The following is a 20,950-nucleotide window of genomic DNA, read 5'->3' as shown; positions in this document are numbered from 1 at the left end:
GTCACCCCTTAGTTCCCGGGTGATATTGCAGATAAGTCTTCTTCAGTTCATTGGCGACCCGCGTCAGCGAATACAGGCTTTTTGCTTTCTCCCAGGCTGAACGTGAAAGCTCATATCGGTAGGAAGGATCGGCTATAACCTTTTCCAGAGCATCCGCCAGGGCTATCTCATCGTCAGGATTGACCAGCAATCCGTTCACTCCATCTTCAATCTGTTCCGGAATTCCGCCTACATTCGTACCTACCAAGGCAAGGCAGCTAAGCGCTGCTTCTGCAAATACAGATCCAAACGCCTCCGCTCTTGAAGGTAGAACAAAAATATCAAAGAACGGCATGAACTCCTCCGGGTGCAGCGTATATCCGTAAAAAATAGTCTCATTATATATTCCCAGAGATTGGGCCAGGCTCTCCAGATCCGTCCGTGAAGGTCCGTCTCCGATTATATGCAGGACATATTCATGTCCTCGTTTCTTTAATTCGGCACAAGCCTTAATTAAGGTGTCAATCCCCTTTGCTGGGACAAGGCGGGTTACCGTGACCAACTGTGGAATGCTGTTGTCATGGGAAACAGGCTTGAATCTTTTCTCATCGAAACCGTTCGGAATAACTCCGATTTGAGAGGGCTCAGCTATATAAGGAGACAGATACTCGGCAAATGAGAGCGACACCGTCATTAACCGTTCACTGACATGCTCCATTTCACGGTATAAAGACACTAAGAACTGATGCTCCAATCCATTCTCTACAATTACCCCGTTTAATATCAACTCGCGCTCATAACTAGAGTGCAGGGTTTGAATCAATGGAACGTCTGGGAACACTTTTTTCATGGCTAAACCGGCAATAGGATGATGTGCATGAATAAGATCATATTTCTTGTTTACACGAAGTCTCGTCCACCATAAATAATCACGATACGTCTGAATATATTTTTGCACAATTGGACTTTCGGCGAATGGTGTCCAATCAAATGTCTCAAATAATATCTCCTCGTGACCTTTGTTACGAATCCGCTTAGGCAGCCAGAAGAGGTCCATTTCCCAACGACTTGAACGAAAGCGTTCCTGAAGATATGGGATCATAGAAGAGACTCCACCGGGTTGTTCCGGCGGGAAGAAGAGCGCTTGCAGCAAATTCATTAGGTACATCCCCTTTACTATTGCCCCCGTTACGGTGTAGCCTGGCAATTATGATATAGTTGTGTATATGTACATTTTCAGGTACGCAAAGTTCCATAACTTGATTTTATCGGTATACACCTGAAACAGCAACAGACAAAAAGGAGAATGAATTATGACGGAAGAACGGCTGCCCGCCGCTTTCACCACAACTATGAGAGATATGCTGGGACAAGAGGCGGACGCTTTTCTGGAAAGCTACACGGCCCCGAGAACTCAGGGACTACGCTTTAACCGGTTAAAAAGCTATATGAATGCAGAATATCATACGGTCTCGAATACGATTTCCCTATTCAATTTGGAACCTATCCCTTGGTGTCCTGATGGATATTATTACGAAGAGCCTTCGCGTCCTGGCAGACATCCCTATCATACTGCCGGATTATATTATATTCAGGAGCCATCGGCAATGTCCGCTGCCGAGCTGCTGTCTCCGCTGCCCGGGGAGATCGTATTGGATCTAGCTGCCGCACCAGGTGGAAAAACCACACATCTTGCTGCCTTGATGCAGGGACAAGGACTCCTTGTATCCAACGAAATCCATCCGGAACGAGCGAAAATTCTGGCAGAGAATGTTGAACGACTCGGACATACTTCTACCCTGGTTACTAGCGCAACACCCGGTGAGCTGGCCTTGCGGTTCCCCGAGGCCTTTGACAAGATCATGCTGGATGCACCTTGCTCAGGTGAGGGGATGTTCCGCAAGGACCCCGATGCCATAGCGGAATGGTCACCAGAGCATGTATTGATGTGTGCAGCTCGCCAATGGGATATCCTTCAGGATGCCTATACAATGCTGAAACCGGGTGGAAGCCTGGCTTACTCCACCTGTACTTTTAATCGCAATGAGAACGAAGAGATTATTGCCCGGTTAACGGATAGCTACCCGGATTTGGAACTGATTACCCATAAACGGTTATGGCCGCATTTGGAAAAAGGCGAGGGGCATTTTGTAGCTCTGCTGCGTAAACAAGAAGTTGTGGTGTCGGAGGATAGACAAGTTACTGCTAAACGTAATTCAGGTGGAGGACGCGGCAAAAATGCTGGAAGAGTCAATGCCTCTGTCCGTGATGCTTTTCAACAGTTTCAAGTTTGGGCCTCGACTGAACTGCCAGGGTTTCTTGGGAAGGGCGTACCGCTGCTTTTCGGGGACTCTTTATATCTACTGCCTGAAGCTTTCAATGACCGTATGCATATCGGGTTGCTTGACGGGCTGCGTATCCCTCGTGCTGGTCTTCATATCGCCCATTTGAAGAAAAACAGGATAGAACCTGCACATGCCTTAGCTATGGCACTCCACCCTGACCAAGTCTCCCGCAGATTGGATTTGGCTTCCAGTGGACCCGAAATAAAAGCATGGCTGCGTGGAGAGAGTCTTCCTGTATCCTCCGATCTGCATGGTTGGACGCTTGTAACGGTTGATGGTTTACCCATAGGTTGGGGTAAGGCTAGTTTGGGTCAGCTTAAAAACCATCTACCCAAGGGATTGCGTATTCTATAGCCCATATTGAGCGTATATAGGCTTCCGGCCAGTCCCCGAGGCTCCCTTCTACATATGATGTCATTATCCCAGTAGATACTGCGGCATTAGACGTGGTATTGGGAACTAGACAAGTGACAAGGGAGGAATCAGACATGGGCGCACCAGGAGTAGGCTTCACATCTACCGGAGCAATTTTAGTGCTTTTCATCTTGCTCGTAATCATTTCCCGTTCGTTATTCGTCTAAATTTCACACCTAGTGTAGCACCTACACAAAAGCGGCTGTGTCATCCTTTTTTAGGATGGGCATGGCCGCTTTTTTAATAGAAAATTCACTTCATTTGTATCCCAGATAACATCTCCATTTCTTGTTCTCCCGGATCTCAATTTTTTGAAATCCAGCCTTCTGAAATAGCTGCTCCATTTCTTCGTTTTGCGTATAACTCTGCATATGATAATTAATCTTATAGATTTCTGAGACGATAATAAAAGTTCCTCCAGGTTTAAGTACTCTAAAGATTTCTTTTACATCATTCTTCAGGTCCGGCCAGAAATAATGCGTCTGAACTGCTGTGATCGTCCCAAAGAATTGGTCTGGAAAGGGTAATGACGACACCTCTCCTCTGCTGATGTTCACTGTACCTAAGTCGACTGCCTCCCTGTTCTTAAGGATCGAGGTTTCAACAGCCTGCTGAGAATAATCAACACCGTAAATATCAATCGGCAACTTTAATCGGGAAAGCATATGTATGGTTTGTCCCCCACCGCAGCCAATATCAAGTACAGGGGCATCCTTTCGAATCGTCATTTGTGAAAAAGCCCACGTAGTCATAGTCGAATGAGCCTTATTCATAATCTTGATCATCACATTACCCACAAATCCTCTAGGATTTTTGGCCTGACCAATTAGTGTCTGTAATAGTCCCATTTTCTTCTCCCCTATCTAAAAAAAGCACAAAGCAATCGGTATGGCTTACTTTATGCTTTATGTTTGGAATGTGTTAGGATAAGCAGTATTTAATCAGTGCATCACGTACACCGTGTTCATTATTCGTACCTGTTATAGCATTAGCAGCAGCCTTGACTTCAATGGGTGAGTTATCCATCGCTACTCCCATTCCCGCATAAGTCAGCATGGAGATGTCATTATAATAATTGCCAATTGAGAGTACTTCCTGTTGCGGAATTCCGAGCTGCATGGCCAAATGCTTAAGCGCATTGCCTTTGGAAGCCTCTGGATGCATAAAGTCAACAAAGAACTCACCGCTGCGGAGAATATTATACTCTCCACCCCATGTGCGCCACTCCCGTTCAGCCTCATCTAGAATATCGGATTGGGTAAATACCGTAAACTTCAGAATCGGGTCGCGGAAGTCTTCCCAGGCGGGAAGCGTTGCCGGCAGGATCCGGAAATGCTCGTACATATAATTTGCTTCCTTGGTCAGGTTTTCCACATTATCCACGTACATGTCAAACGCAGTGTTTACATCAAAATGAATGTCCCGTTCTCGGCAGTATTCAATATAGGGATCAAGGCCGCGCGCATCCAAACCATACTGGTGCAGAATCTCACGATCCTTCACTCTTACCGTTGCTGCTCCGTTATGACCAAGCACATATCCCGACAATCCCATTTCCTCCATGAAAGGTATGGAGTTCTGGGGACTCCGCCCCGTACATAAGACGATTTGTCCTCCCTTTTGGGTAACCTCGGCAATTGCTGCTTTGTTCTCATCGCTAAGGTGATGATCATCACTCAACAGTGTTCCATCTACATCAAGCGCTATTAGTTTGTATCTCATACTCCACCATCCCTGTCTATTCCTATTTATCTATTTATATAAGATGAACTTAAGATTTTGCTACATTGGGTTTGGGTCGTAACTACGGTGAATGTTGGACTTCCAGCCGCTGTTGTCTCCGGATTTCTGGATTTTTACCGCTATTAGCGGATGAAATCCGGAGACAGCTTATGCTTTCGAAGCGAGCTTTCCTACGGAAAGCTTTCGGGCGGCCGCTATCGCTCTTCCAGTTCCAAAATTCCCCTCCGTTACTTCAATCCTTTTTGAAGTTTATCAAGTTCAATCTATTTAGTTGAACTATTTAATAAACCTAGCTCCTCGGCAGTCAATTCACGATAAGAACCAAGCGGCAATGTCTCATCCAGCTTCAGTTCTCCCATGGATACTCGCTTCAGAAAAGTTACCTTTTTGCCGACAGCCTGAAACATTCGCTTTACCTGGTGAAATTTTCCTTCGGTAATTACTAGCGATATATGGGAAATTACTTTCGTGCCCCGTTCTCTGCTTAGAATGTTCAACTGAGCGGGTTGAGTGACGTAACCATCCTCTAATTGTACTCCTGCTGCAAAGGCGGCTACATCGTCGGAGTCCACTTCACCTTCTACTGTTGCTTCATAGGTTTTAGGAACATGTTTACGAGGAGACAGTAGCTCATGTGCAAGCTTCCCATCATTGGTCAAGAGAAGCAGCCCCACCGTATCCTTATCCAGTCTGCCTACAGGGAAAGGCTCGAATTGAGCGTATTCCGTAGATAGCAAATCGAGTACCGTGCGGTCCTTCCGATCTTCAGTTGCCGATAATACACCGGGAGGCTTGTTCATCATTAGATAAACATATTCACGGTAGAGAACCCTTTCTCCACCTACTTCAATAGCATCTGTATAAGGATCAACATGTACACTGCTATCCTTAACTACAGCGCCATTCACAGTAATCAACCCTTGCTTCGCCTGCTTTCGAATCTCACTGCGTGAAGCAATTCCTATATGAGACAGCACCTTATCCAGACGTTGTTTCTTTCCTTCTTTGCCAGATGACAGTTTCTTCATCTCTACGTCCACCTCCAACCTGCGGGATATTCATTTTTGAGCATACCGTCCTGCCATTTACCCCAACCTGCACTATACCCATCAATGCAGACCAGAACATACCCCTTATAAGGAATGCCCTCTTGTACATCTAGGCGTTCCGACGGAACAGTCAATGTCTCCCCCTTGAGGTAAGACACCGCTTCACTATTCTCAGTGGAAAGGGACAGGCTGCGGCGGCTTTCTTCTGCACGCAACGCTGTAGCAAATGGATGCCCAGGAATGAACCGACCATTGCGCATGGATCCCATATACCATCCGGGGCGAATCGTCTTCAATCCATCTAAAGCTTCCTTAGGTAATGGGGATATATAGATATGATCTCCGAAGAAAACAGGATAACCCCCCGGCTGAAACATCAACTGTTCCTCAACAAATTGACCGTAGGCCGCTAAGGCCTCCTCCTCAACTAGAGCTGGTAGGTTACGACTGCTGCTCCCATCCATTTTCCCTTGGGGGCGGCCACCCTTTCCCCCACCGTTTTTCTGCCTAGGCGCTAATTTCACGGAAGAATCCTGCCTTCTCTTCTCACGGCTTCTATCCTCGGGCTTCGGCTTCACTTGTTGGGTGTAATTGGATATCACCGTGTCTTCCGCATTCGTCCGATCTGCAGGGATTCCATTATGTCTTAACACAGCCATGAAATGCCCTTCGCCCTTCACTTTATGCGGCCATAGCCGAGCAGTCCCCGGTAACTCTCCATAGCCCTCGGCGAATGGGCCAGTCCCTCCAACCGGGACAACGGAAAACTGCGGATGTCCGGAGAGGAACTTCGCAATGGATCCCTCGTTCTCTTCCATTGCAAAAGTACAGGTTGAATAGACCAGCGTTCCACCGGGAGCCAACGCCGCGGCAGCAGAGCTCAGAATTTCTTGCTGCATTGCAGCATATTTGGCCGGTGTCTCTGAATCCCACTGCTTAACCATGTCTTCATCTTTACGGAACATTCCTTCTCCAGAGCATGGAGCATCGATTAGAATTTTATCAAAAAAAGCAGGGAAAGCTGCAGCGATCCGTTCGGGACTCTCATTCAGGACGATCCCGTTGCGAGTTCCGTACAGTTCCAGGTTTTTAGCCAGCGCTTTGGTTCGTTCAGGGTGAAGATCGTTGCTCACCAGCAGCCCCTTACCTTGCAGCTTGGCTGCAATCTGGGTTGATTTCCCACCGGGAGCAGCGCATAAATCCAATACGCGGTCACCTGGAATAACGCTGAGCAATTCTACCGGTGCCATTGCACTAGGCTCCTGAATGTAATACAACCCTGCATGATAGTAGGGATGCTTGCCCGGTCTGGCACCCTCCGGGGTATAAAACCCTGTAGGGCACCAAGGAATCGGCTCCAACTGAAAAGGTGAAATTTCTTGCAGCTGTTCCGCCGTTATCTTCAGTGTATTAGCACGGATACCGCCATAAGGGATTTCGGTATACGAATTTGCAAATTGCTCATATTCTGTACCGAGCAGCTCCTTCATTCTTTCGATGAAAGAGTGCGGTAATTGCACTGCCATGAATACTGTCCTCCTGAATCCAAACAATAGGTGATGAATGACTCAAGGAACACCCCTGCGGGTGTCCCTCTAGCTGATCCATATTTGCTGCTGGATATTGTTTATTTATGATAAGATGCCTGAGGCTTTTGTGGACCTCGGCGCTGAGGAATATTGGGCTTTATACCGGGGGATGCCGCCTCTACTTCCAAGGCAAGCTGATGATCTACTATTTCGATGGTTAGATCGTAGTAGGGGAATGGCAGTTCCTCATAGATCTCCAAGCGTCCGGCATAATCCATCGCCTCCGACACCAACTTAGCGAGATTGATGCCTAATGTCAATGCCGGATAATCCTTCAGCTTGTTCGTCGCACTTCTTAACAATATAGTCCCACCGCGTACATTCCCGTTACGAAAATGATACAGACCCACTGCCACCTGAAGCAATCCTTTATAAATCGGATCACGCTCCCGTGCAAGCCACAACTCCTCCAACACTTCATGACATTCAAAATAATCGCGGTCACGATTAAAATAGATGAGATAAGCTATATAAAGATTCTCATAAGCCATAGGGCTGGCTGCCCTTCTTCGCCTCGGATAGCAGTTTTCTTACGTGATCTAACAAGTCTTTCATAGCATCCATATCTTGCGCTTGCCAGATCTCGTTAAAACGCCCTTGGCATTCTATAGCTTCGTTAACTAGATGATAGAAATACAATTGGTGGATAGCTTTCAGCACTTGTGTTGTAGCATTGGAATTTTCCTCAAAAGTCTTCTGTGCCTCGAGAATCTCTTCCCGTATACTGGACATCTCACTATCCAATATCGACGCGGCTTCCGCTGCTGTCTTCAAGCGAATCCGCATTTCGTCCGGCAGACTCTCCCGGTATTTATAATTCAAAGAGTGCTCAATGGTGGCCCAGAAATTCATCGCCAGTGTGCGAATTTGAATTTCAGCCAGTACAATCTTTTGTCCCAGAGCCGTTTGTACAGGATATTTTATAATCATATGGAAGCTGCGGTAACCGCTCTCTTTATAATTAGTGATGTAATCCTTCTCGTAAAGAACCTCAAGATCCTTGCGATTTCGGATAAATTCGGCCACTCTGCGGATATCCTCCACAAATTGGCACATGATGCGGATTCCTGCAATATCCTCGATGCCTGTCTCCAGATCTTCCATTTTAACATCTAGCCGCTGTGCTTTTTCCAAAATACTAGACAGCCGTTTGACTCGTCCGGTCACGAATTCGATCGGGGTATATTCCTCTCTCTTTTTCAGTTCCGAACGCATCGTTTTGAATTTAACCTTCAGTTCTTCCACAGCCTGTTCATATGGAAGTAGAAAAGTTCCCCAGTCCCTGACGTCCATCTTCCTGTCCTCCTGTCCTAATCACCTTCAGTGATGATCTGCACCCACTGCTTCCGAAATATTCCGGAATCCATCACGCCGCAGCAATTGCCGCAGTCCGGCATGAATTCTGCGATTAACTTCCGGTCCTTCGTAAATGAGGGCTGTATAAATTTCGACCAGACTTGCGCCTGCCCGGATTTTCTCATAAGCATGTTGGCTTGTAAAAATACCCCCAGAGCCTATAATAGGCAGCTTCCCTTCGGTCTGACGGTAAATCGAGCGGATGATCTCCGTTGAACGATCCCGCAGCGGCCTGCCGCTTAAGCCTCCGGTCTCTCCGGCACTTGAATGCTTCAAGCCTTCACGGCTAATCGTTGTATTGGTAGCAATGATCCCGTCCATTCCGGTTTCTGTCAGCGTATGTACCATGTACTCTAGCTCCGAAGCAGTAACGTCCGGTGCAATCTTGACCAACAGACTCTTACGAATGCCGTTAGCCTGACGCTGAACGTCCATCTCTTCTTTAACCTGGCTTAACAGAAATGACAATTCACTGCCATGCTGAAGACTGCGTAAATCAGGTGTGTTAGGCGAACTGATATTTACCACAAAAAAATCACCGTACGGGTATAGGGTACGGATACACTGTCGATAATCCTCATGAGCCGCATCATTGCTTGTAGCTTTATTTCGCCCTATATTCACCGCAATCGGAATGGGACGTTTTGTGATCTTTTTAAGCCGCTGAGCCATACTCTCCGCACCCTCATTATTGAAGCCCATGCGATTAATAAGCGCTTCGTCCGAGGGAAGACGGAACAACCGCGGGCTCTCATTACCCGGCTGTCCTTTAGGGGTTACCGTCCCAACCTCCATAAACCCAAAGCCAATGGAAGAGAAGCCTTCAACCGCCTGGGCGTTCTTGTCGAGTCCGGCCGCCAGTCCCACCGGGGTCGGAAAATGCTGCCCGAACAGATCTATCGATAGATCAGCCGTTTCAGGAACACCATACATTAAACGTAAAGCTGCGCGACCGCCTGGGAGAGCTGATGATTTCTCCAGACCGCCTACGACGAGATGGTGCGCCTTTTCCGGGTCCATTTTAAAGAAAAAAGGTTTGGCAATATTACGATACAACACCGCTCTCGCTCCTTCAAGGGGTCCATTACTATGTCGTTTCCCCTGGTTCTGTAGGTTTCTTCTTAATTTTAGCCTTTTCCAGTTGAAAAGAAAAGTTTTTTGCCCCTACGATTCTTGGGACCTCTCTACAGAGTATAGTATTTTTCTTACAAACGAATTACAATGTAAGGGTAACCACCGATGAATAGAGAAAGAAGGTAGAGCTGTATGTCAACTAAACGTAAACCTCCCACATTGCAGCAGAAGAAAGAAGATGTGAACCGTAGGGCAATTCTATGGGTAGGAGTAAGCCTTGTATTACTCGTACTTCTAATCATTGTCTTATTAATTGTAGCGGGTAATTAATTCAGCCAATGATATACTTTGCGGGGGTTGGTCTGGTTCTGAGTTGCAGAGGGGGAGAAGCGCTCCTTCGGTACTAACAGCTCAGCGGGCAGAACCCCTTTACTAATTTGCACCTTTGTACCTCTCGGTACTAGCGCAAACAACTCCTCCACATCCTCACGCTTCATCCTTATACAGCCCAGTGATTCATCCTTCCCTACACTTTCAGGCTCATTTGTACCGTGAATGGCATAGTTGCTGTCCGATAATTGTAATCCCCGACTGCCAAATTCACCATTGTCATGACCGTTCGGATTAACGACCTTATCGGATATAACAAAGCTTCCTTCCGGTGTTTTATTGCCGCCAAGACCTACCTCATAGTTTCGTAGAATTATAGAACCGCTGGTCACAGCCAGACGGTATTTTTGTTTATCCACAATGATTGTTAGCGGATCTGACAGAAACGGCAGTCCCGCTTCGCTTATTGCTGCAGATGGAGTGGCAACTGTTCCCCCAGAAGCTCCTTCAGAGGAGAGCGGCTTATCTGGAGTTGCCGGAAGGGTTGAGGTACTGGCTGCAGCAGCTTTCTTAAGCGGCATGAAGGATTTCTTCATCGCAGGAGTGGTACCTGCCAGCCAATTCCCCGGGAAGGGGCCGGCCAGCTCCTTCAGTGAAGCAGGTGGGCGCCCTTTACTGTTATTGAAGGCTCTAATTGAGCTCCACAACGCTGCCTTCTCTACCTGCTGTTCCTGCCACTGTGCTGCCTTTGCCGTCAGCTCTCCATGCTCTGGAGGTTGACATGAACAGGCTGCCGGATCGTAGGTTTGATACGTTGCTTGCCCGTCATCTGTTTTCGCCACTGTAAATTTAAGAGGAAGCTTCTCCTTCCAGAGCAGCCATTTACCAGAACGTTCAAGACCTAACACAGCTATTCGAGAAGGTGTATTTTTATTCTGCAGAATATTCATGAACGCCTTCCCGGAAGCAACCCCATTTACTTCCTCTGCTGTGAATAGAAATTCAGCAGTCTCAGCTTCAGGAGTGAGTTCATTGAGAGTAGGTGTAGATGCCGTATCCGCTGCAAGATTATTTGCCGGTGCCTTCCCAGTTTCTTTATCTATGTATGTATCCGTGGAGACGTATGATGGCATTATGAGCAGAAGTAGTAGCATCAACCCCAGAAGCCATCGGCGGACTTTAAGCTTGCTTAATTGACGCTGTTGGTCCGCTCTCATCAGTCCCTCTTCATATTCCCGCAGGACTTCACCAGGCACCTTGCTATGCTCGAACGCCTCATACACCTCTCCAGCTTCATTGAAACAGTAATTCGCTTTACCTTCCTGGCCATTCTTATAATATTCCTTACCAAGCAAGTACCATGCCATCTTATTATCAGGGTGCATCTGTACATATGCCTTGAGGTGCTGCGAGTTTTTCATCGGAACCTCCGTCATGTAATGATATCTTCCTTAATATATCGGCATAACCGGCTAATAAAAAAAGACATCCCAGCCGAATGAAGCCGGCAAACGGGATGTCTCTCGTAATCTTACAATACTAACTTACAGAATGATTAACCTTCTTTGTTAAAAGGTACATCCGCGATTTTAATGGAATCCGTAGGGCATCCATCAGCGGAATCCTGCAAATCATCAAACAAGTCGTCAGGAATAGCTGTGTTTCCGTGGTTGCCATCATTCTCATAGATGGTTTCCGCTAAACCTTCATCATCATAATCAAAAATATCAGGGGCCGTCGCACCACACGCACCGCAAGCGATGCAAGTATCTTTCTCGACCCAAGTATACTTAGCCATAGTTATCTCTGCCTCCTGTTAAACATACAACGCCTTATAGCAGCGTGTTATTTTTCTCATATTAATATAAATAGACTTCAATTTCAATGGGTTTTCAAGACGTTTGCATTTCTGACGCAATATACGGCAACTTAATTTACACGCTTTAGATCCTGCGTGTCATACATTATCATGATCTATATCCTTTAAATTATCCTTCTGCAGGGAGGTTCCGCGTTCCTTATGATTTCGCAAACGCGCTGAATGTGTGTCACTTAGCATGCCTGCCGTCAATACAGCATTCTCCCCGAACTTGTTGCGAAGCATATCCATAGCCTTGTTTAAGGATTCCTTCTTTGGCTGGCGTTCATAATCAAATAAATCTAATTGGATGGCGGATTCTTCTTTCGCTTTTAGACCCTGCAAAGTCACACCCAGTAATCTTACAGGCTTCTCAGCCTTCCAGTGCTTTATAAACAGATTACAGACTGCTTTATATATATCTTCAGCACTTTCAGATACCGTATCCAGTTGGCAGGAACGAGTTATGGTCTTCATATCCGGAGTACGGATCGTGAGTTGAATCCCTGATGCCATTAGGCTCTGCCGCCGAAGTCTTCGCGCTACTTGATCACACAGATTAAGCAGTATCGGCCGGGCCTCAACAATACCTAATACATCCCTTGGCAGTGTTGTTGTGTGCCCTATAGACTTGCTCTGCTCCCGCTCCGGATTCACTAAGGAGTGATCAACCCCATTGCCAGCTCGCTTCAGCCAAGAACCCAAGACGCCGAAGTTTTGAATCAGCATCCCCTCTTCAGCTGCAGCCAGCTGTCCTATACTGTAGATTCCAAGCTTACGCAGCTTCTCAGCGGTTCTGTCGCCAATCCCGAACATCTCATTACAAGGCTTATCCCATAGGACTTTTGCGACATCCCGTAAACGCAGCACGGAAATACCATTCGGTTTTTTCAGATCAGATGCGATTTTGGCCAGCAGCTTGTTAGGGGCAATCCCGATGGAGCACGGCAGACTAAGCTCTTCCATAATACGTCGCTGAATACTCTCCGCAATCTCTAATGGCGTACCAAACTGCTTCGATCCTGTAATATCCAGATAGCATTCATCAATAGAAACGGCCTCAAGCATGGGTGTATAACTGTATGCTATTTGCATGAACGCATTGGAATATTTACGATATAGATGAAAGTCCGGTTTAATTACCATCAGTGAGGGACAGATCCGGAGCGCTTTCTGCACCTGCATCCCCGTTGAAATCCCCAGTCTCCGCGCAACATAGGAACAGGTTACAATGATCCCCTTCCTCAGTTCAACACTGCCCGCAACCGCAGTTGGTTTCCCCCGGTATTGGTCCGGGTCCTCGGCTTCGTGGACAGAGCAATAAAAAGCGTTCATATCCACATGCAGGATTACCCTGCCGCTCGTGGGATAATATTGATCTACATTCTGCACAATATCTACCTTCTTATCTATGGTTTCTATTGTCCAATTTAGAATACCCCTACCCAACCCTAAGGTCAATATAGAGGAAGTCTGCAAAGTTCTTTGTTACATTCCCGCGTAAAAATGATATAATATAAAAATTCATTTCCCTTAAGGAGGACTCTCATGTCTAAGTCCATCTCCATCTTCGATACAACTCTTCGTGACGGCACCCAAGGCGAAGGTATCAGTCTTTCGGCTGATGATAAGTTAAAAATCGCCAAGAAACTTGATGATCTGGGTGTGCACTATATTGAAGGTGGCATACCGGGAAGCAACAATAAAGACATTGAATTTTTCAAAAGAGTCAAAGACCTGCATTTGAATGCAAAAATCACCGCATTCGGCAGCACCCGCCGCAAAAATTCACTTGCCGAGCAAGATGACAACCTGAAGAGAATGATCGATGCAGGTGTCCCGGCAGTCACGCTAGTCGGCAAATCATGGGACTTCCATGTGCATACGGCACTCCAAACGACCTTGGAAGAAAACCTCGCCATGATCGGCGATTCGATCTCGTACCTTAAGCGCAACGGGCTCGAAGTTATTTTCGATGCTGAACATTTCTTCGACGGCTATAAGCACAATCCGGAGTATGCTGCTGCTGTTCTCGCCAAAGCACGGGAAGCCGGAGCCGATTGGCTTACTATGTGTGATACGAACGGTGGTACATTACCGCAGGAAGTACATGACATTATCTCCACTGTGTCACTTCAGCTTTCAGGAGCACAGTTAGGCATTCATACTCATAACGATTGTGAGCTGGCAGTCGCCAATACGCTAAGCGCTATCAGTGCAGGTGTCCGACAGGTTCAGGGAACGATCAACGGGTACGGTGAACGCTGCGGGAACGCTAATCTATGCTCTATCCTACCCACGCTGCAGCTCAAAATGGGTCTCCAATGCATTCCTGAAGAAGCACTTTCACAACTTACAAATACAGCGCGCTATATTAGCGAAGTAGCAAATGTCAACATGCCTGTAAACCAGCCATACGTGGGTGCGGCAGCTTTTGCTCATAAAGGCGGTATCCATGTATCAGCTATATTACGGGATTCCCGTACCTATGAACATATAGCACCTGAAAAGGTCGGAAACAAGCAACGTGTGCTAGTCTCCGAGCTGGCGGGTCAGAGCAACGTGCTCTCCAAAGCACAGGATATAGGATTGACATTAGACCCAAGCAGCGAACAAGCGCGCAAAGTTATCGACAAGATCAAAGATCTAGAACATCAAGGTTATCAATTCGAGGGCGCAGACGCCTCTCTGGAACTGCTTCTTCGTGAAGCCACCGGTGAAGTGAATGAGCTGTTTGCCTTCGAATCCTTCAAAATGCTTGTAGAGAAAACAGCCGGCAGACCCGTCATCTCCGAAGCCTTCGTGAAAATAAAAGTCGGTGGCGAAAGTCTATATACGGCTGCGGAAGGCAACGGTCCGGTAAATGCTCTGGACAACGCACTACGTAAAGCACTGCTGGCCTATTTCCCTCAACTAAAGGAAATGCATCTATCGGATTACAAGGTGCGGGTCCTTGATGAGAAAGATCAAACTGCTGCTAAGGTGCGAGTACTTATCGAATCCAAGAACTTTGCAGATACTTGGAGCACCGTGGGTGTATCCGGAAATGTTATTGAAGCAAGCTGGGAGGCTCTTGTAGACAGTATGCGCTATGCGCTTCTGGGACAGATCTCTCAGGGAAACGACGCAAACACGGAAAGAGAACCTAGAGGACTGGTCAATCATTAAATAATATCGAGCTTGGTATACAAACACCCCCGATGAGCTGGTTCAACCACATCAGCTCATTGGGGGTGTTATTTGATTCATGATTCACGTTCTCGAGTCATTTATGCTATTCTGATAAAAACTACGGTTCTGTTACAGCCTTGATTTTCTCTTCCAGTTCCTCTGGTGTCAACAATCCCAGAACAATCTCGGAAATGACTCCATTCTTGTCAATTAGCACGTTCGTTGGAAATGCAATGCCATGGTATTGGGCAAAGACGTCACCCTTTAGGTCAAACATGACCGGAAATGTCAGACTATATTTTTTTATAAAACGTTCTGCGTTGGGTTTATAATCATGACTGGTCACATTAATCCCATAAATGTCCAATGAATCCTTGTATTTCTCTGCTAATGCATTGAGTTCCGGAGCCTCCATCTTACAAGGTTCACACCAGGATGCCCAAAAATTCAATAGGACAGCTTTTTCCTTGGGTCCCCCGATGGTGTAGGTTTTGCCACCGTCCCCCTGCAGAGTAGATTCAGGGGCGAGCTGACCAGACTTCACAGCATTCCCTGCTATAGATTCATTCTGCTGTTCAAAAACAGATACAGACTCCGCAGGATTATTACGCCAAAGCGCAAGGACAGCAAGAAAAACAACAAGAGCAATAACCGTTAAATTACGTTTATTAACAGCTTTCATGAGGGTGTCTGTCCTTTGCAAATGGGATAGTTTCTCCTATTGTACCCCCATTGACCGAAGATTCAAACCTAAAAAGGGATAAAAAAAGAGATTCCGTCAGAGACGGAACCCAATGAAGAGAGAGGGGTGAAACATGACAGCATTCCAGGGAAATATCCAGCCCATAGAGCTGGCACATTCCGTACAGCAAGCACTGGGGGAGCACCTGCTGTCCTGTTATCCGCATGAAGCCTGCGGAATCCTGCTGGGAGCTGCCGCAGCGGGGGGCATGCGAATCGAAACGTATGTGCCTCTTCGCAACGTAGCGCCTGACCCGCTGCACGCTTTCATCCCTGATCCCAGGGATTGGGTGGGAGCTCTTTATCTTGAACCGGGCCCAATCGGTCTGTTCCACTCCCACCCTAAATCAGCGCCTAATCCTTCTCTAGCTGATCTAAGGGGATTGCCTGCCCTAGGCCCCGAATTTCTCGTTTACTTAATTGGATCACTTGGAAGAAATACTAACATCCCCCTTGTGAATGGATACCATATCGATCGCCGGAGGGACTCTAACGGAAAGTTGTCCCTTCGTCTTGTACAAGCCCCTATTCATGCTCTGCTTAAATAAGCATAAAGATCTCCCAATGTATCTACTTGACGCCGCTGGGCGATTTCCTTAAGATAAGAAACCCATAATTTAGCTGTCATTTTGGAATCCTCCAGAGCATTGTGTCGCCCGTAGATCGGTATTCCGTGTTCACTAAGCAGTTCATCAAGGTTATAACTTGCACGATGAGGCTCCAGCCAACGGGCAAGCATCATGGTATCCAGTACCCTGTTGGTAAGCTGAACCTTCGATGTTTTCCACAGAGCAGCATTAAGAAATGACTTATCATGGGTACTCGCATGAGCAACCATAACATTTTGCCCTACAAAAGACATAAAGTTATGAAGACAGTCCATTAAGGAAGGAGCTTCCCGTGTCATTTCTCCCGAAATACCGGTTAACTCCGTAATATTCGTAGGGATTTGGGTTTGACAGTTAACCAGTGTATAAAAGCACTCGTCTTCCTTAATTTCTTGCCCGATTACCTTAATAGCTCCAAAGGACATAATCTCATCGCCATGCTGATGTGAAAAACCCGTAGTCTCGAGATCAAATATAACCGTCTCCAGTTCTGACAGCGGAGTATGCAGTACTTCAGGCCGCCGCTTCTCGCGCATCAAGGAACGAATAAAAGCCATCTGCTGAGCGGTTTGTTGAGCAGACTCTCCACCCCTCATAGATGCAATTGCGGACGGCATTCCGCCTTGTCTCAGATTATTCCAGAATCCTCCGCCTTTATTCGGCTCTTTCATAACTGCCTCCTTTCCGCTGATCGGAGCTGGCGTTGCAGGGTACGATGCATTCGCCTTACAATCAGCAGACTATCGCGCAGCTCAGACAGTTGTTGTTTATTCTTTAACACCGTATCAGCGACATAATCACTACTGGATAAGAGCCCGTCCTGACTAATATAAGGTGTATTTACACGCATACGGAGTCCCGTCAAAAATGCCTCCCGAATACCTTCCACTAGATTGTTTTCATCTAATAACTGAAGAGCTTCAAGTCTTTGTAAGGTAGACGTTTCCCAAATACCATGCTGCAAAGATAAATGCCTTACATAATTTACTAGAGGAATATAAACTCCGTACTTAATATCAAATCCACCGGCATGATCTCCGAAACGCTCAGTCAATACCTGTCCCAGCAAATTAAGTGTCGCTTTGTGCCGAACCGTATTCCTTAAAATAGCTGTGGAAAGTCTCTCATTTGAAGAAACACCGGAATGAAAGGATTCCTTCCATTTTTTTGAAAGGTCATCACTTCCGAAGATATGCCTCATATCAGACGATATCAAAAGATACCGTATAGGCTCCCATGCCAACTGTGTTCTCCAATCTTGAAGCTGTCGCTCCCATTCCGGCAGCGTTTTCCGCCACATAGGCTCAGAGCACATGACCTTTCCTTCGCATTTTTCATATCCAACCTCTGATAGCAAATCGGAGAGCATGTTTCCAAAGGGCTCAAAATAATGTGTTTTAGACTCATCTGGATCCCCTTCAATAATTAACCCGTTATCCTGATCACTCCAAAGGGTAGCCTCCCGTCTGCCAGCGCTGCCGAATACTATGAAGGAATAAGCACATGGAGGCGAGCCGTAGCCCGCCTCCTTCATTTGTGCTTCACATATTTGTACCGCTGTCTGAGCAACCCTGTCGTGCATCAAATTCACACGGAACATCCATACCTGGGTAGGAATAAGATTTAACTGTTCTAGAAGTATACTCTGGCAAGCAATACGGCTCTGCCTTAATTCCGTTGGCGAACCGGCTGTTGCGATGGACATGTAGTCCTTATTCTTGCTCCAATCTGCTGTTTCCATCGAAGTCACACGGTCCGCCTCCCTCTAATTGAATTACAATTAATGTTTCAGGGTTTTGGATTCCGATTCAGCAATCAACTTCATTTGTTCAGGGTAACCGTAAGTACCATGCTCGCTGATGTCCAATCCCATTAATTCTTCCTCTTCCGTTACACGAATGCCGATAGCCATTTTCATTACATACAAGATAATGAAGGACAGGACGGCTACGAATGCAAAGGTTCCAGCTACACCAAGCGCCTGTACTCCGAGCTGATGTAATCCACCACCATAGAACAAGCCTGCTTTACCTACACCAACAGCTTCTACTAGTCTAGGTGCTGCGAACAAACCTGTGGATAACGCTCCCCACATTCCTGCGATACCATGAACGGAAAATGCGTAGATCGGATCATCCAAGCCTGCACGTTCCAGCCATTGGGAAGTCATGAATGTAAATGCACCTGCTACCAGACCAATGATAATTGCAGCCCAAGGTTCAACGAATGCACAAGCACCAGTGATGGCAACCAGAGCTGCCAGAACACCATTAAGCATTGCAGGAATATCCGACTTACCAAAGTACAACCAAGAAGCGATAAGAGCTGCTAAGCCACCTGCTGCTGCTGCAATATTTGTTGTCAGAGCTACGTGGCCAAACAATCCGCCCATCGGAGACAAAGCACTACCTGGGTTAAAACCGAACCAACCCACCCAGAGAATGATAACACCCAGAACAGTGAATACTTGGTTATGACCAGGTATGATAACAGGTTTGCCCTCTTTGTTGAATTTACCTAAACGAGGTTTAAGTAAAATTGTAGCAACTACAGCTGCTGTTGCTCCAGTAAGATGGACAACTGTCGAACCTGCATAATCTTGCATTCCTAATTCAGCCAACCAACCACCGCCCCAAACCCAGTGAGCAACTACCGGATAAATGAGGACGGAGAACAAAATTCCGAATATGATATATACACTCAGCTTTGCACGTTCCGCCATACCACCAGATACGATAGCCAACGAAACCGCTGCAAAGGCCATTTGGAACAAAAACTTAACATTCAATGTCACATCTGAGAATGCTAGTGACTCAAATGATGATCCAGTTGAATCTCCACCGAATAAAAATCCTGTGGTACCGAAGAATCCATTACCTCCATCGTTACCAAAACCAATTCCGAAGCCAACAGCCCAGAAACACAGGCTCGCGATAGCTAGCGTCAGTACCGTTTTACCAGCAACGTGACCGGCATTTTTCATCCGGACGGAGCCGGCTTCGAGCATTGCAAATCCAGCTTGCATAAAGAATACTAGGATAAAGGCCAGGAAAGTAAATGTCGTATCCAATCCAATTAATAATTCCGGACTTGTAGGACCCTCTGCCGCAAACGCGCTAACTGGGTAAGCCATGAGTGTAAACATGGCCAACACCATCACCAACCATTTCTTTTTCAATTTCCCCACTCCCCTATGTCATATTTTCTAACAAAGCGTGAAACTCTTAATGTCATTATAATCAGAAGTCAGGTAAATTGACAAGAGTATTTTTTGGAAAGTTGAAATTAATGGGCTAAAACCTTTTTTGGCATTGTCTATAAGAAAATGTTGCATCTTTATGCATAATATCTAGATGTCATGAATATCGGAAATAGGTATATACTTTATGTAAGTGTGACGTTTGACTGTACGGTTTCCTCTTTGTTATCATTATATGTACTACATGAAGTCCGGCAGACTCCTTTCTATTACCGGATATCAACTGCGAGGTGGGAACATGGGGATATGACACTCTACAGAATCGGCGAATTATCCAAGGCAGCTCATATTAGTGAGCGTACGATAGATTATTACACTAAGCTGGGATTGATTACACCAGAATTACGTAGTATAAAGAACTACCGTCTTTACAGCCATGAAACCTTGGTTGCCTTAGAACGTATTAATCAGTTGAAACAAGAAAAATATACATTGGAAGAGATCAAATCCTTGATGAGTAAATGGAATTCAGCCACACCTGAAGCCGACGTAACAGATAAGCTTGTGGAGCTTGAAGTTCATATGCAACAACTTGAACGCGAAGTTAAGGCACTTGAGCCGATAATCAGCCAACTCAAACCGGGACAGGCTCACACAGCTCTATCTAATTTGCTGCCTCAGGGCCTGGCTTGCATGGAAGCGATCCGACTCTTGCTAACCCAAGGGCCGCCAATGTAACAACATTGTTTTACACTTCAATGGAGGTATGCAGATATGATGATGTATTTATTAGTAATTGTCGCCTTTATTTTCTCATTGTGGGCACAATTTAGAGTCAAAGGGACCTTTAAGAAGTGGTCTAAGGTTGCGAACTCGACGGGAATGACAGGTTATGAAGCAGCACGGCATATGCTGGATGCCAACGGATTGAGCGACATTCCTATCGAAGCTGTTAGAGGTTCTCTCTCAGACCACTATGATCCCATACACCGGGTAGTGCGGCTGTCTGAACCCGTATACTACGAAAGCTCCATTGCGGCTGTCTCCGTCGCTTGTCACGAGATAGGCCACGCGATTCAGCATAAGGAGCACTATCCTATGCTAACGCTTCGCCATAGAATGTTCCCGGTCGTCAATTTCGCATCCGGAGTTGCTCCTTTTATGCTGATGGCAGGTTTTATATTCGGTTACCTTAATCTTGTAGGCCTTGGTATTATTTTCTTCTCAGCCGCTGTGGCCTTCCAGCTCGTAACTTTACCTGTAGAGTTCAACGCCAGCAATCGTGCACGCCAGGTCATGGTTGAGCAAGGCTACATTCGTAATGAGGAAGAACGGGGTGTTGCTAAGGTACTAAATGCCGCAGCATTAACTTACGTAGCTGCTGCGCTGGTATCCCTACTCGAACTGCTTCGTCTTGTAACAGTTTTTCTAGGCAACCGTGACTAAGTGGAACACAAATCTCAACAACTCTATACCACAATATACAAACAATAC

General features: G+C 46.4%; 22 protein-coding genes. 7 read left to right on the top strand and 15 right to left on the bottom strand.

Features of this window, described 5'->3' with window-relative positions:
• Position 1: 1 nt before the first annotated feature.
• Positions 2-1,138 carry a glycosyltransferase family 4 protein gene (locus PWYN_RS16805; protein ID WP_036654420.1) on the bottom strand — a complete coding sequence of 379 codons (1,137 nt, stop codon included), beginning with the start codon at positions 1,136-1,138 and terminating at the stop codon, positions 2-4.
• A 154-nt stretch (positions 1,139-1,292) separates the two neighbouring features.
• Here PWYN_RS16805 and PWYN_RS16800 point away from each other — a divergent pair, with 154 nt between their 5' ends.
• Together PWYN_RS16800 and PWYN_RS29780 are read left to right on the top strand one after the other, a co-directional pair.
• Positions 1,293-2,678 carry an RsmB/NOP family class I SAM-dependent RNA methyltransferase gene (locus tag PWYN_RS16800; RefSeq protein WP_036654418.1) on the top strand — a complete coding sequence of 462 codons (1,386 nt, stop codon included), beginning with the start codon at positions 1,293-1,295 and terminating at the stop codon, positions 2,676-2,678.
• 134 nt (positions 2,679-2,812) lie between these two features.
• On the top strand, positions 2,813-2,905 hold the full coding sequence (locus PWYN_RS29780) for a sporulation protein YjcZ (protein ID WP_205622770.1): 93 nt from the start codon (positions 2,813-2,815) through the stop codon (positions 2,903-2,905).
• A gap of 90 nt (positions 2,906-2,995) precedes the next feature.
• On the opposite strand, the gene PWYN_RS16795 is transcribed toward PWYN_RS29780, so the two are convergent.
• The 7 genes from PWYN_RS16795 to PWYN_RS16765 form a co-directional block, all read right to left on the bottom strand.
• The gene (locus PWYN_RS16795) at positions 2,996-3,586 is read right to left on the bottom strand and encodes a class I SAM-dependent methyltransferase (protein ID WP_036654417.1); all 591 of its coding nucleotides are present in this window, start codon (positions 3,584-3,586) and stop codon (positions 2,996-2,998) included.
• Between the two features lie 73 nt (positions 3,587-3,659).
• Positions 3,660-4,460 (bottom strand): Cof-type HAD-IIB family hydrolase, encoded by an 801-nt coding sequence (locus tag PWYN_RS16790; protein ID WP_036654414.1) that lies wholly within the window; start codon positions 4,458-4,460, stop codon positions 3,660-3,662.
• Positions 4,461-4,744: 284 nt separating this feature from the next.
• Positions 4,745-5,509 (bottom strand): pseudouridine synthase, encoded by a 765-nt coding sequence (locus tag PWYN_RS16785; protein WP_036654411.1) that lies wholly within the window; start codon positions 5,507-5,509, stop codon positions 4,745-4,747.
• Positions 5,510-5,511: 2 nt separating this feature from the next.
• Positions 5,512-7,056 carry an RsmB/NOP family class I SAM-dependent RNA methyltransferase gene (locus tag PWYN_RS16780; RefSeq protein ID WP_036654409.1) on the bottom strand — a complete coding sequence of 515 codons (1,545 nt, stop codon included), beginning with the start codon at positions 7,054-7,056 and terminating at the stop codon, positions 5,512-5,514.
• A 101-nt stretch (positions 7,057-7,157) separates the two neighbouring features.
• Positions 7,158-7,610, bottom strand: a complete 453-nt coding sequence (locus tag PWYN_RS16775) for a DUF309 domain-containing protein (RefSeq protein WP_036654405.1) — start codon at positions 7,608-7,610, stop codon at positions 7,158-7,160.
• Positions 7,600-8,412, bottom strand: coding sequence for a GTP diphosphokinase (gene yjbM / locus PWYN_RS16770; RefSeq protein WP_036654402.1), 813 nt, complete (start codon positions 8,410-8,412; stop codon positions 7,600-7,602). The genes PWYN_RS16775 and yjbM overlap by 11 nt, the downstream gene beginning before the upstream one ends.
• 27 nt (positions 8,413-8,439) lie before the next feature.
• Positions 8,440-9,534: a quinone-dependent dihydroorotate dehydrogenase gene (locus PWYN_RS16765; protein WP_036654399.1), complete on the bottom strand. Its 1,095-nt coding sequence runs from the start codon at positions 9,532-9,534 to the stop codon at positions 8,440-8,442.
• 207 nt (positions 9,535-9,741) lie between these two features.
• Here PWYN_RS16765 and PWYN_RS29630 point away from each other — a divergent pair, with 207 nt between their 5' ends.
• On the top strand, positions 9,742-9,879 hold the full coding sequence (locus tag PWYN_RS29630) for a hypothetical protein (protein WP_169744127.1): 138 nt from the start codon (positions 9,742-9,744) through the stop codon (positions 9,877-9,879).
• On the opposite strand, the gene PWYN_RS16760 is transcribed toward PWYN_RS29630, so the two are convergent.
• From PWYN_RS16760 to PWYN_RS16750, 3 genes are all read right to left on the bottom strand, one after another.
• Positions 9,876-11,315 carry a L,D-transpeptidase gene (locus PWYN_RS16760; RefSeq protein WP_052088048.1) on the bottom strand — a complete coding sequence of 480 codons (1,440 nt, stop codon included), beginning with the start codon at positions 11,313-11,315 and terminating at the stop codon, positions 9,876-9,878. The two genes, PWYN_RS29630 and PWYN_RS16760, sit on opposite strands and share 4 nt — an antisense overlap.
• Before the next feature lie 119 nt (positions 11,316-11,434).
• Entirely contained in the window at positions 11,435-11,677 is a 243-nt protein-coding gene (locus tag PWYN_RS16755; protein WP_036654397.1) for a ferredoxin, read from the bottom strand.
• A 159-nt stretch (positions 11,678-11,836) separates the two neighbouring features.
• Positions 11,837-13,129, bottom strand: a complete 1,293-nt coding sequence (locus PWYN_RS16750; protein WP_036654395.1) for a DNA polymerase IV — start codon at positions 13,127-13,129, stop codon at positions 11,837-11,839.
• Between the two features lie 156 nt (positions 13,130-13,285).
• Between PWYN_RS16750 and cimA the strand changes: the two genes are divergently transcribed.
• Positions 13,286-14,905: a citramalate synthase gene (cimA, locus tag PWYN_RS16745; protein WP_036654393.1), complete on the top strand. Its 1,620-nt coding sequence runs from the start codon at positions 13,286-13,288 to the stop codon at positions 14,903-14,905.
• A 121-nt stretch (positions 14,906-15,026) separates the two neighbouring features.
• Here the strand turns inward: cimA and PWYN_RS16740 are convergent, their stop codons facing one another.
• Positions 15,027-15,590, bottom strand: a complete 564-nt coding sequence (locus tag PWYN_RS16740; protein ID WP_036654389.1) for a TlpA family protein disulfide reductase — start codon at positions 15,588-15,590, stop codon at positions 15,027-15,029.
• Positions 15,591-15,723: 133 nt separating this feature from the next.
• Between PWYN_RS16740 and PWYN_RS16735 the strand changes: the two genes are divergently transcribed.
• Positions 15,724-16,197 (top strand): M67 family metallopeptidase, encoded by a 474-nt coding sequence (locus PWYN_RS16735; RefSeq protein ID WP_036654384.1) that lies wholly within the window; start codon positions 15,724-15,726, stop codon positions 16,195-16,197.
• Here PWYN_RS16735 and PWYN_RS16730 read toward each other — a convergent pair.
• Genes PWYN_RS16730 through PWYN_RS16720 form a run of 3 tightly spaced genes read right to left on the bottom strand, consistent with a single transcriptional unit; the run spans position 16,179 to position 19,435 of the window.
• Positions 16,179-16,928 (bottom strand): exonuclease domain-containing protein, encoded by a 750-nt coding sequence (locus PWYN_RS16730; RefSeq protein WP_036654381.1) that lies wholly within the window; start codon positions 16,926-16,928, stop codon positions 16,179-16,181. The genes PWYN_RS16735 and PWYN_RS16730 overlap by 19 nt on opposite strands.
• Entirely contained in the window at positions 16,925-17,998 is a 1,074-nt protein-coding gene (locus PWYN_RS16725; RefSeq protein WP_036658738.1) for a DUF294 nucleotidyltransferase-like domain-containing protein, read from the bottom strand. The genes PWYN_RS16730 and PWYN_RS16725 overlap by 4 nt, the downstream gene beginning before the upstream one ends.
• A 39-nt stretch (positions 17,999-18,037) precedes the next feature.
• Positions 18,038-19,435 carry an ammonium transporter gene (locus PWYN_RS16720; protein ID WP_036654379.1) on the bottom strand — a complete coding sequence of 466 codons (1,398 nt, stop codon included), beginning with the start codon at positions 19,433-19,435 and terminating at the stop codon, positions 18,038-18,040.
• Positions 19,436-19,762: 327 nt separating this feature from the next.
• Here PWYN_RS16720 and PWYN_RS16715 point away from each other — a divergent pair, with 327 nt between their 5' ends.
• Positions 19,763-20,194: a MerR family transcriptional regulator gene (locus PWYN_RS16715; RefSeq protein ID WP_036654375.1), complete on the top strand. Its 432-nt coding sequence runs from the start codon at positions 19,763-19,765 to the stop codon at positions 20,192-20,194.
• A gap of 36 nt (positions 20,195-20,230) precedes the next feature.
• Positions 20,231-20,902, top strand: coding sequence for a zinc metallopeptidase (locus PWYN_RS16710; RefSeq protein WP_036654372.1), 672 nt, complete (start codon positions 20,231-20,233; stop codon positions 20,900-20,902).
• The last annotated feature ends 48 nt before the right edge of the window (positions 20,903-20,950 follow it).

Source organism: Paenibacillus wynnii, from assembly GCF_000757885.1.
In the GTDB taxonomy this organism is placed as follows: Bacteria; Bacillota; Bacilli; order Paenibacillales; family Paenibacillaceae; genus Paenibacillus_AQ; species Paenibacillus_AQ wynnii.
This window is presented reverse-complemented; position numbering and strand designations above follow the sequence as displayed.

Excerpts from the sequence above, each read along its gene's own strand:
- PWYN_RS29780 (WP_205622770.1), top strand. The coding sequence starts at position 2,813 with ATGGGCGCACCAGGAGTAGGCTTCACATCTACCGGAGCAATTTTAGTG.
- yjbM (WP_036654402.1), bottom strand. The coding sequence starts at position 8,412 with ATGGACGTCAGGGACTGGGGAACTTTTCTACTTCCATATGAACAGGCT.
- PWYN_RS16715 (WP_036654375.1), top strand. The coding sequence starts at position 19,763 with ATGACACTCTACAGAATCGGCGAATTATCCAAGGCAGCTCATATTAGT.
- PWYN_RS16730 (WP_036654381.1), bottom strand. The coding sequence starts at position 16,928 with ATGAAAGAGCCGAATAAAGGCGGAGGATTCTGGAATAATCTGAGACAA.
- PWYN_RS16735 (WP_036654384.1), top strand. The coding sequence starts at position 15,724 with ATGACAGCATTCCAGGGAAATATCCAGCCCATAGAGCTGGCACATTCC.
- PWYN_RS16760 (WP_052088048.1), bottom strand. The coding sequence starts at position 11,315 with ATGACGGAGGTTCCGATGAAAAACTCGCAGCACCTCAAGGCATATGTA.
- PWYN_RS16740 (WP_036654389.1), bottom strand. The coding sequence starts at position 15,590 with ATGAAAGCTGTTAATAAACGTAATTTAACGGTTATTGCTCTTGTTGTT.
- PWYN_RS29630 (WP_169744127.1), top strand. The coding sequence starts at position 9,742 with ATGTCAACTAAACGTAAACCTCCCACATTGCAGCAGAAGAAAGAAGAT.
- PWYN_RS16790 (WP_036654414.1), bottom strand. The coding sequence starts at position 4,460 with ATGAGATACAAACTAATAGCGCTTGATGTAGATGGAACACTGTTGAGT.
- PWYN_RS16725 (WP_036658738.1), bottom strand. The coding sequence starts at position 17,998 with ATGGAAACAGCAGATTGGAGCAAGAATAAGGACTACATGTCCATCGCA.
- PWYN_RS16800 (WP_036654418.1), top strand. The coding sequence starts at position 1,293 with ATGACGGAAGAACGGCTGCCCGCCGCTTTCACCACAACTATGAGAGAT.
- PWYN_RS16775 (WP_036654405.1), bottom strand. The coding sequence starts at position 7,610 with ATGGCTTATGAGAATCTTTATATAGCTTATCTCATCTATTTTAATCGT.
- PWYN_RS16805 (WP_036654420.1), bottom strand. The coding sequence starts at position 1,138 with ATGAATTTGCTGCAAGCGCTCTTCTTCCCGCCGGAACAACCCGGTGGA.
- PWYN_RS16755 (WP_036654397.1), bottom strand. The coding sequence starts at position 11,677 with ATGGCTAAGTATACTTGGGTCGAGAAAGATACTTGCATCGCTTGCGGT.
- PWYN_RS16780 (WP_036654409.1), bottom strand. The coding sequence starts at position 7,056 with ATGGCAGTGCAATTACCGCACTCTTTCATCGAAAGAATGAAGGAGCTG.
- cimA (WP_036654393.1), top strand. The coding sequence starts at position 13,286 with ATGTCTAAGTCCATCTCCATCTTCGATACAACTCTTCGTGACGGCACC.
- PWYN_RS16710 (WP_036654372.1), top strand. The coding sequence starts at position 20,231 with ATGATGATGTATTTATTAGTAATTGTCGCCTTTATTTTCTCATTGTGG.
- PWYN_RS16785 (WP_036654411.1), bottom strand. The coding sequence starts at position 5,509 with ATGAAGAAACTGTCATCTGGCAAAGAAGGAAAGAAACAACGTCTGGAT.
- PWYN_RS16795 (WP_036654417.1), bottom strand. The coding sequence starts at position 3,586 with ATGGGACTATTACAGACACTAATTGGTCAGGCCAAAAATCCTAGAGGA.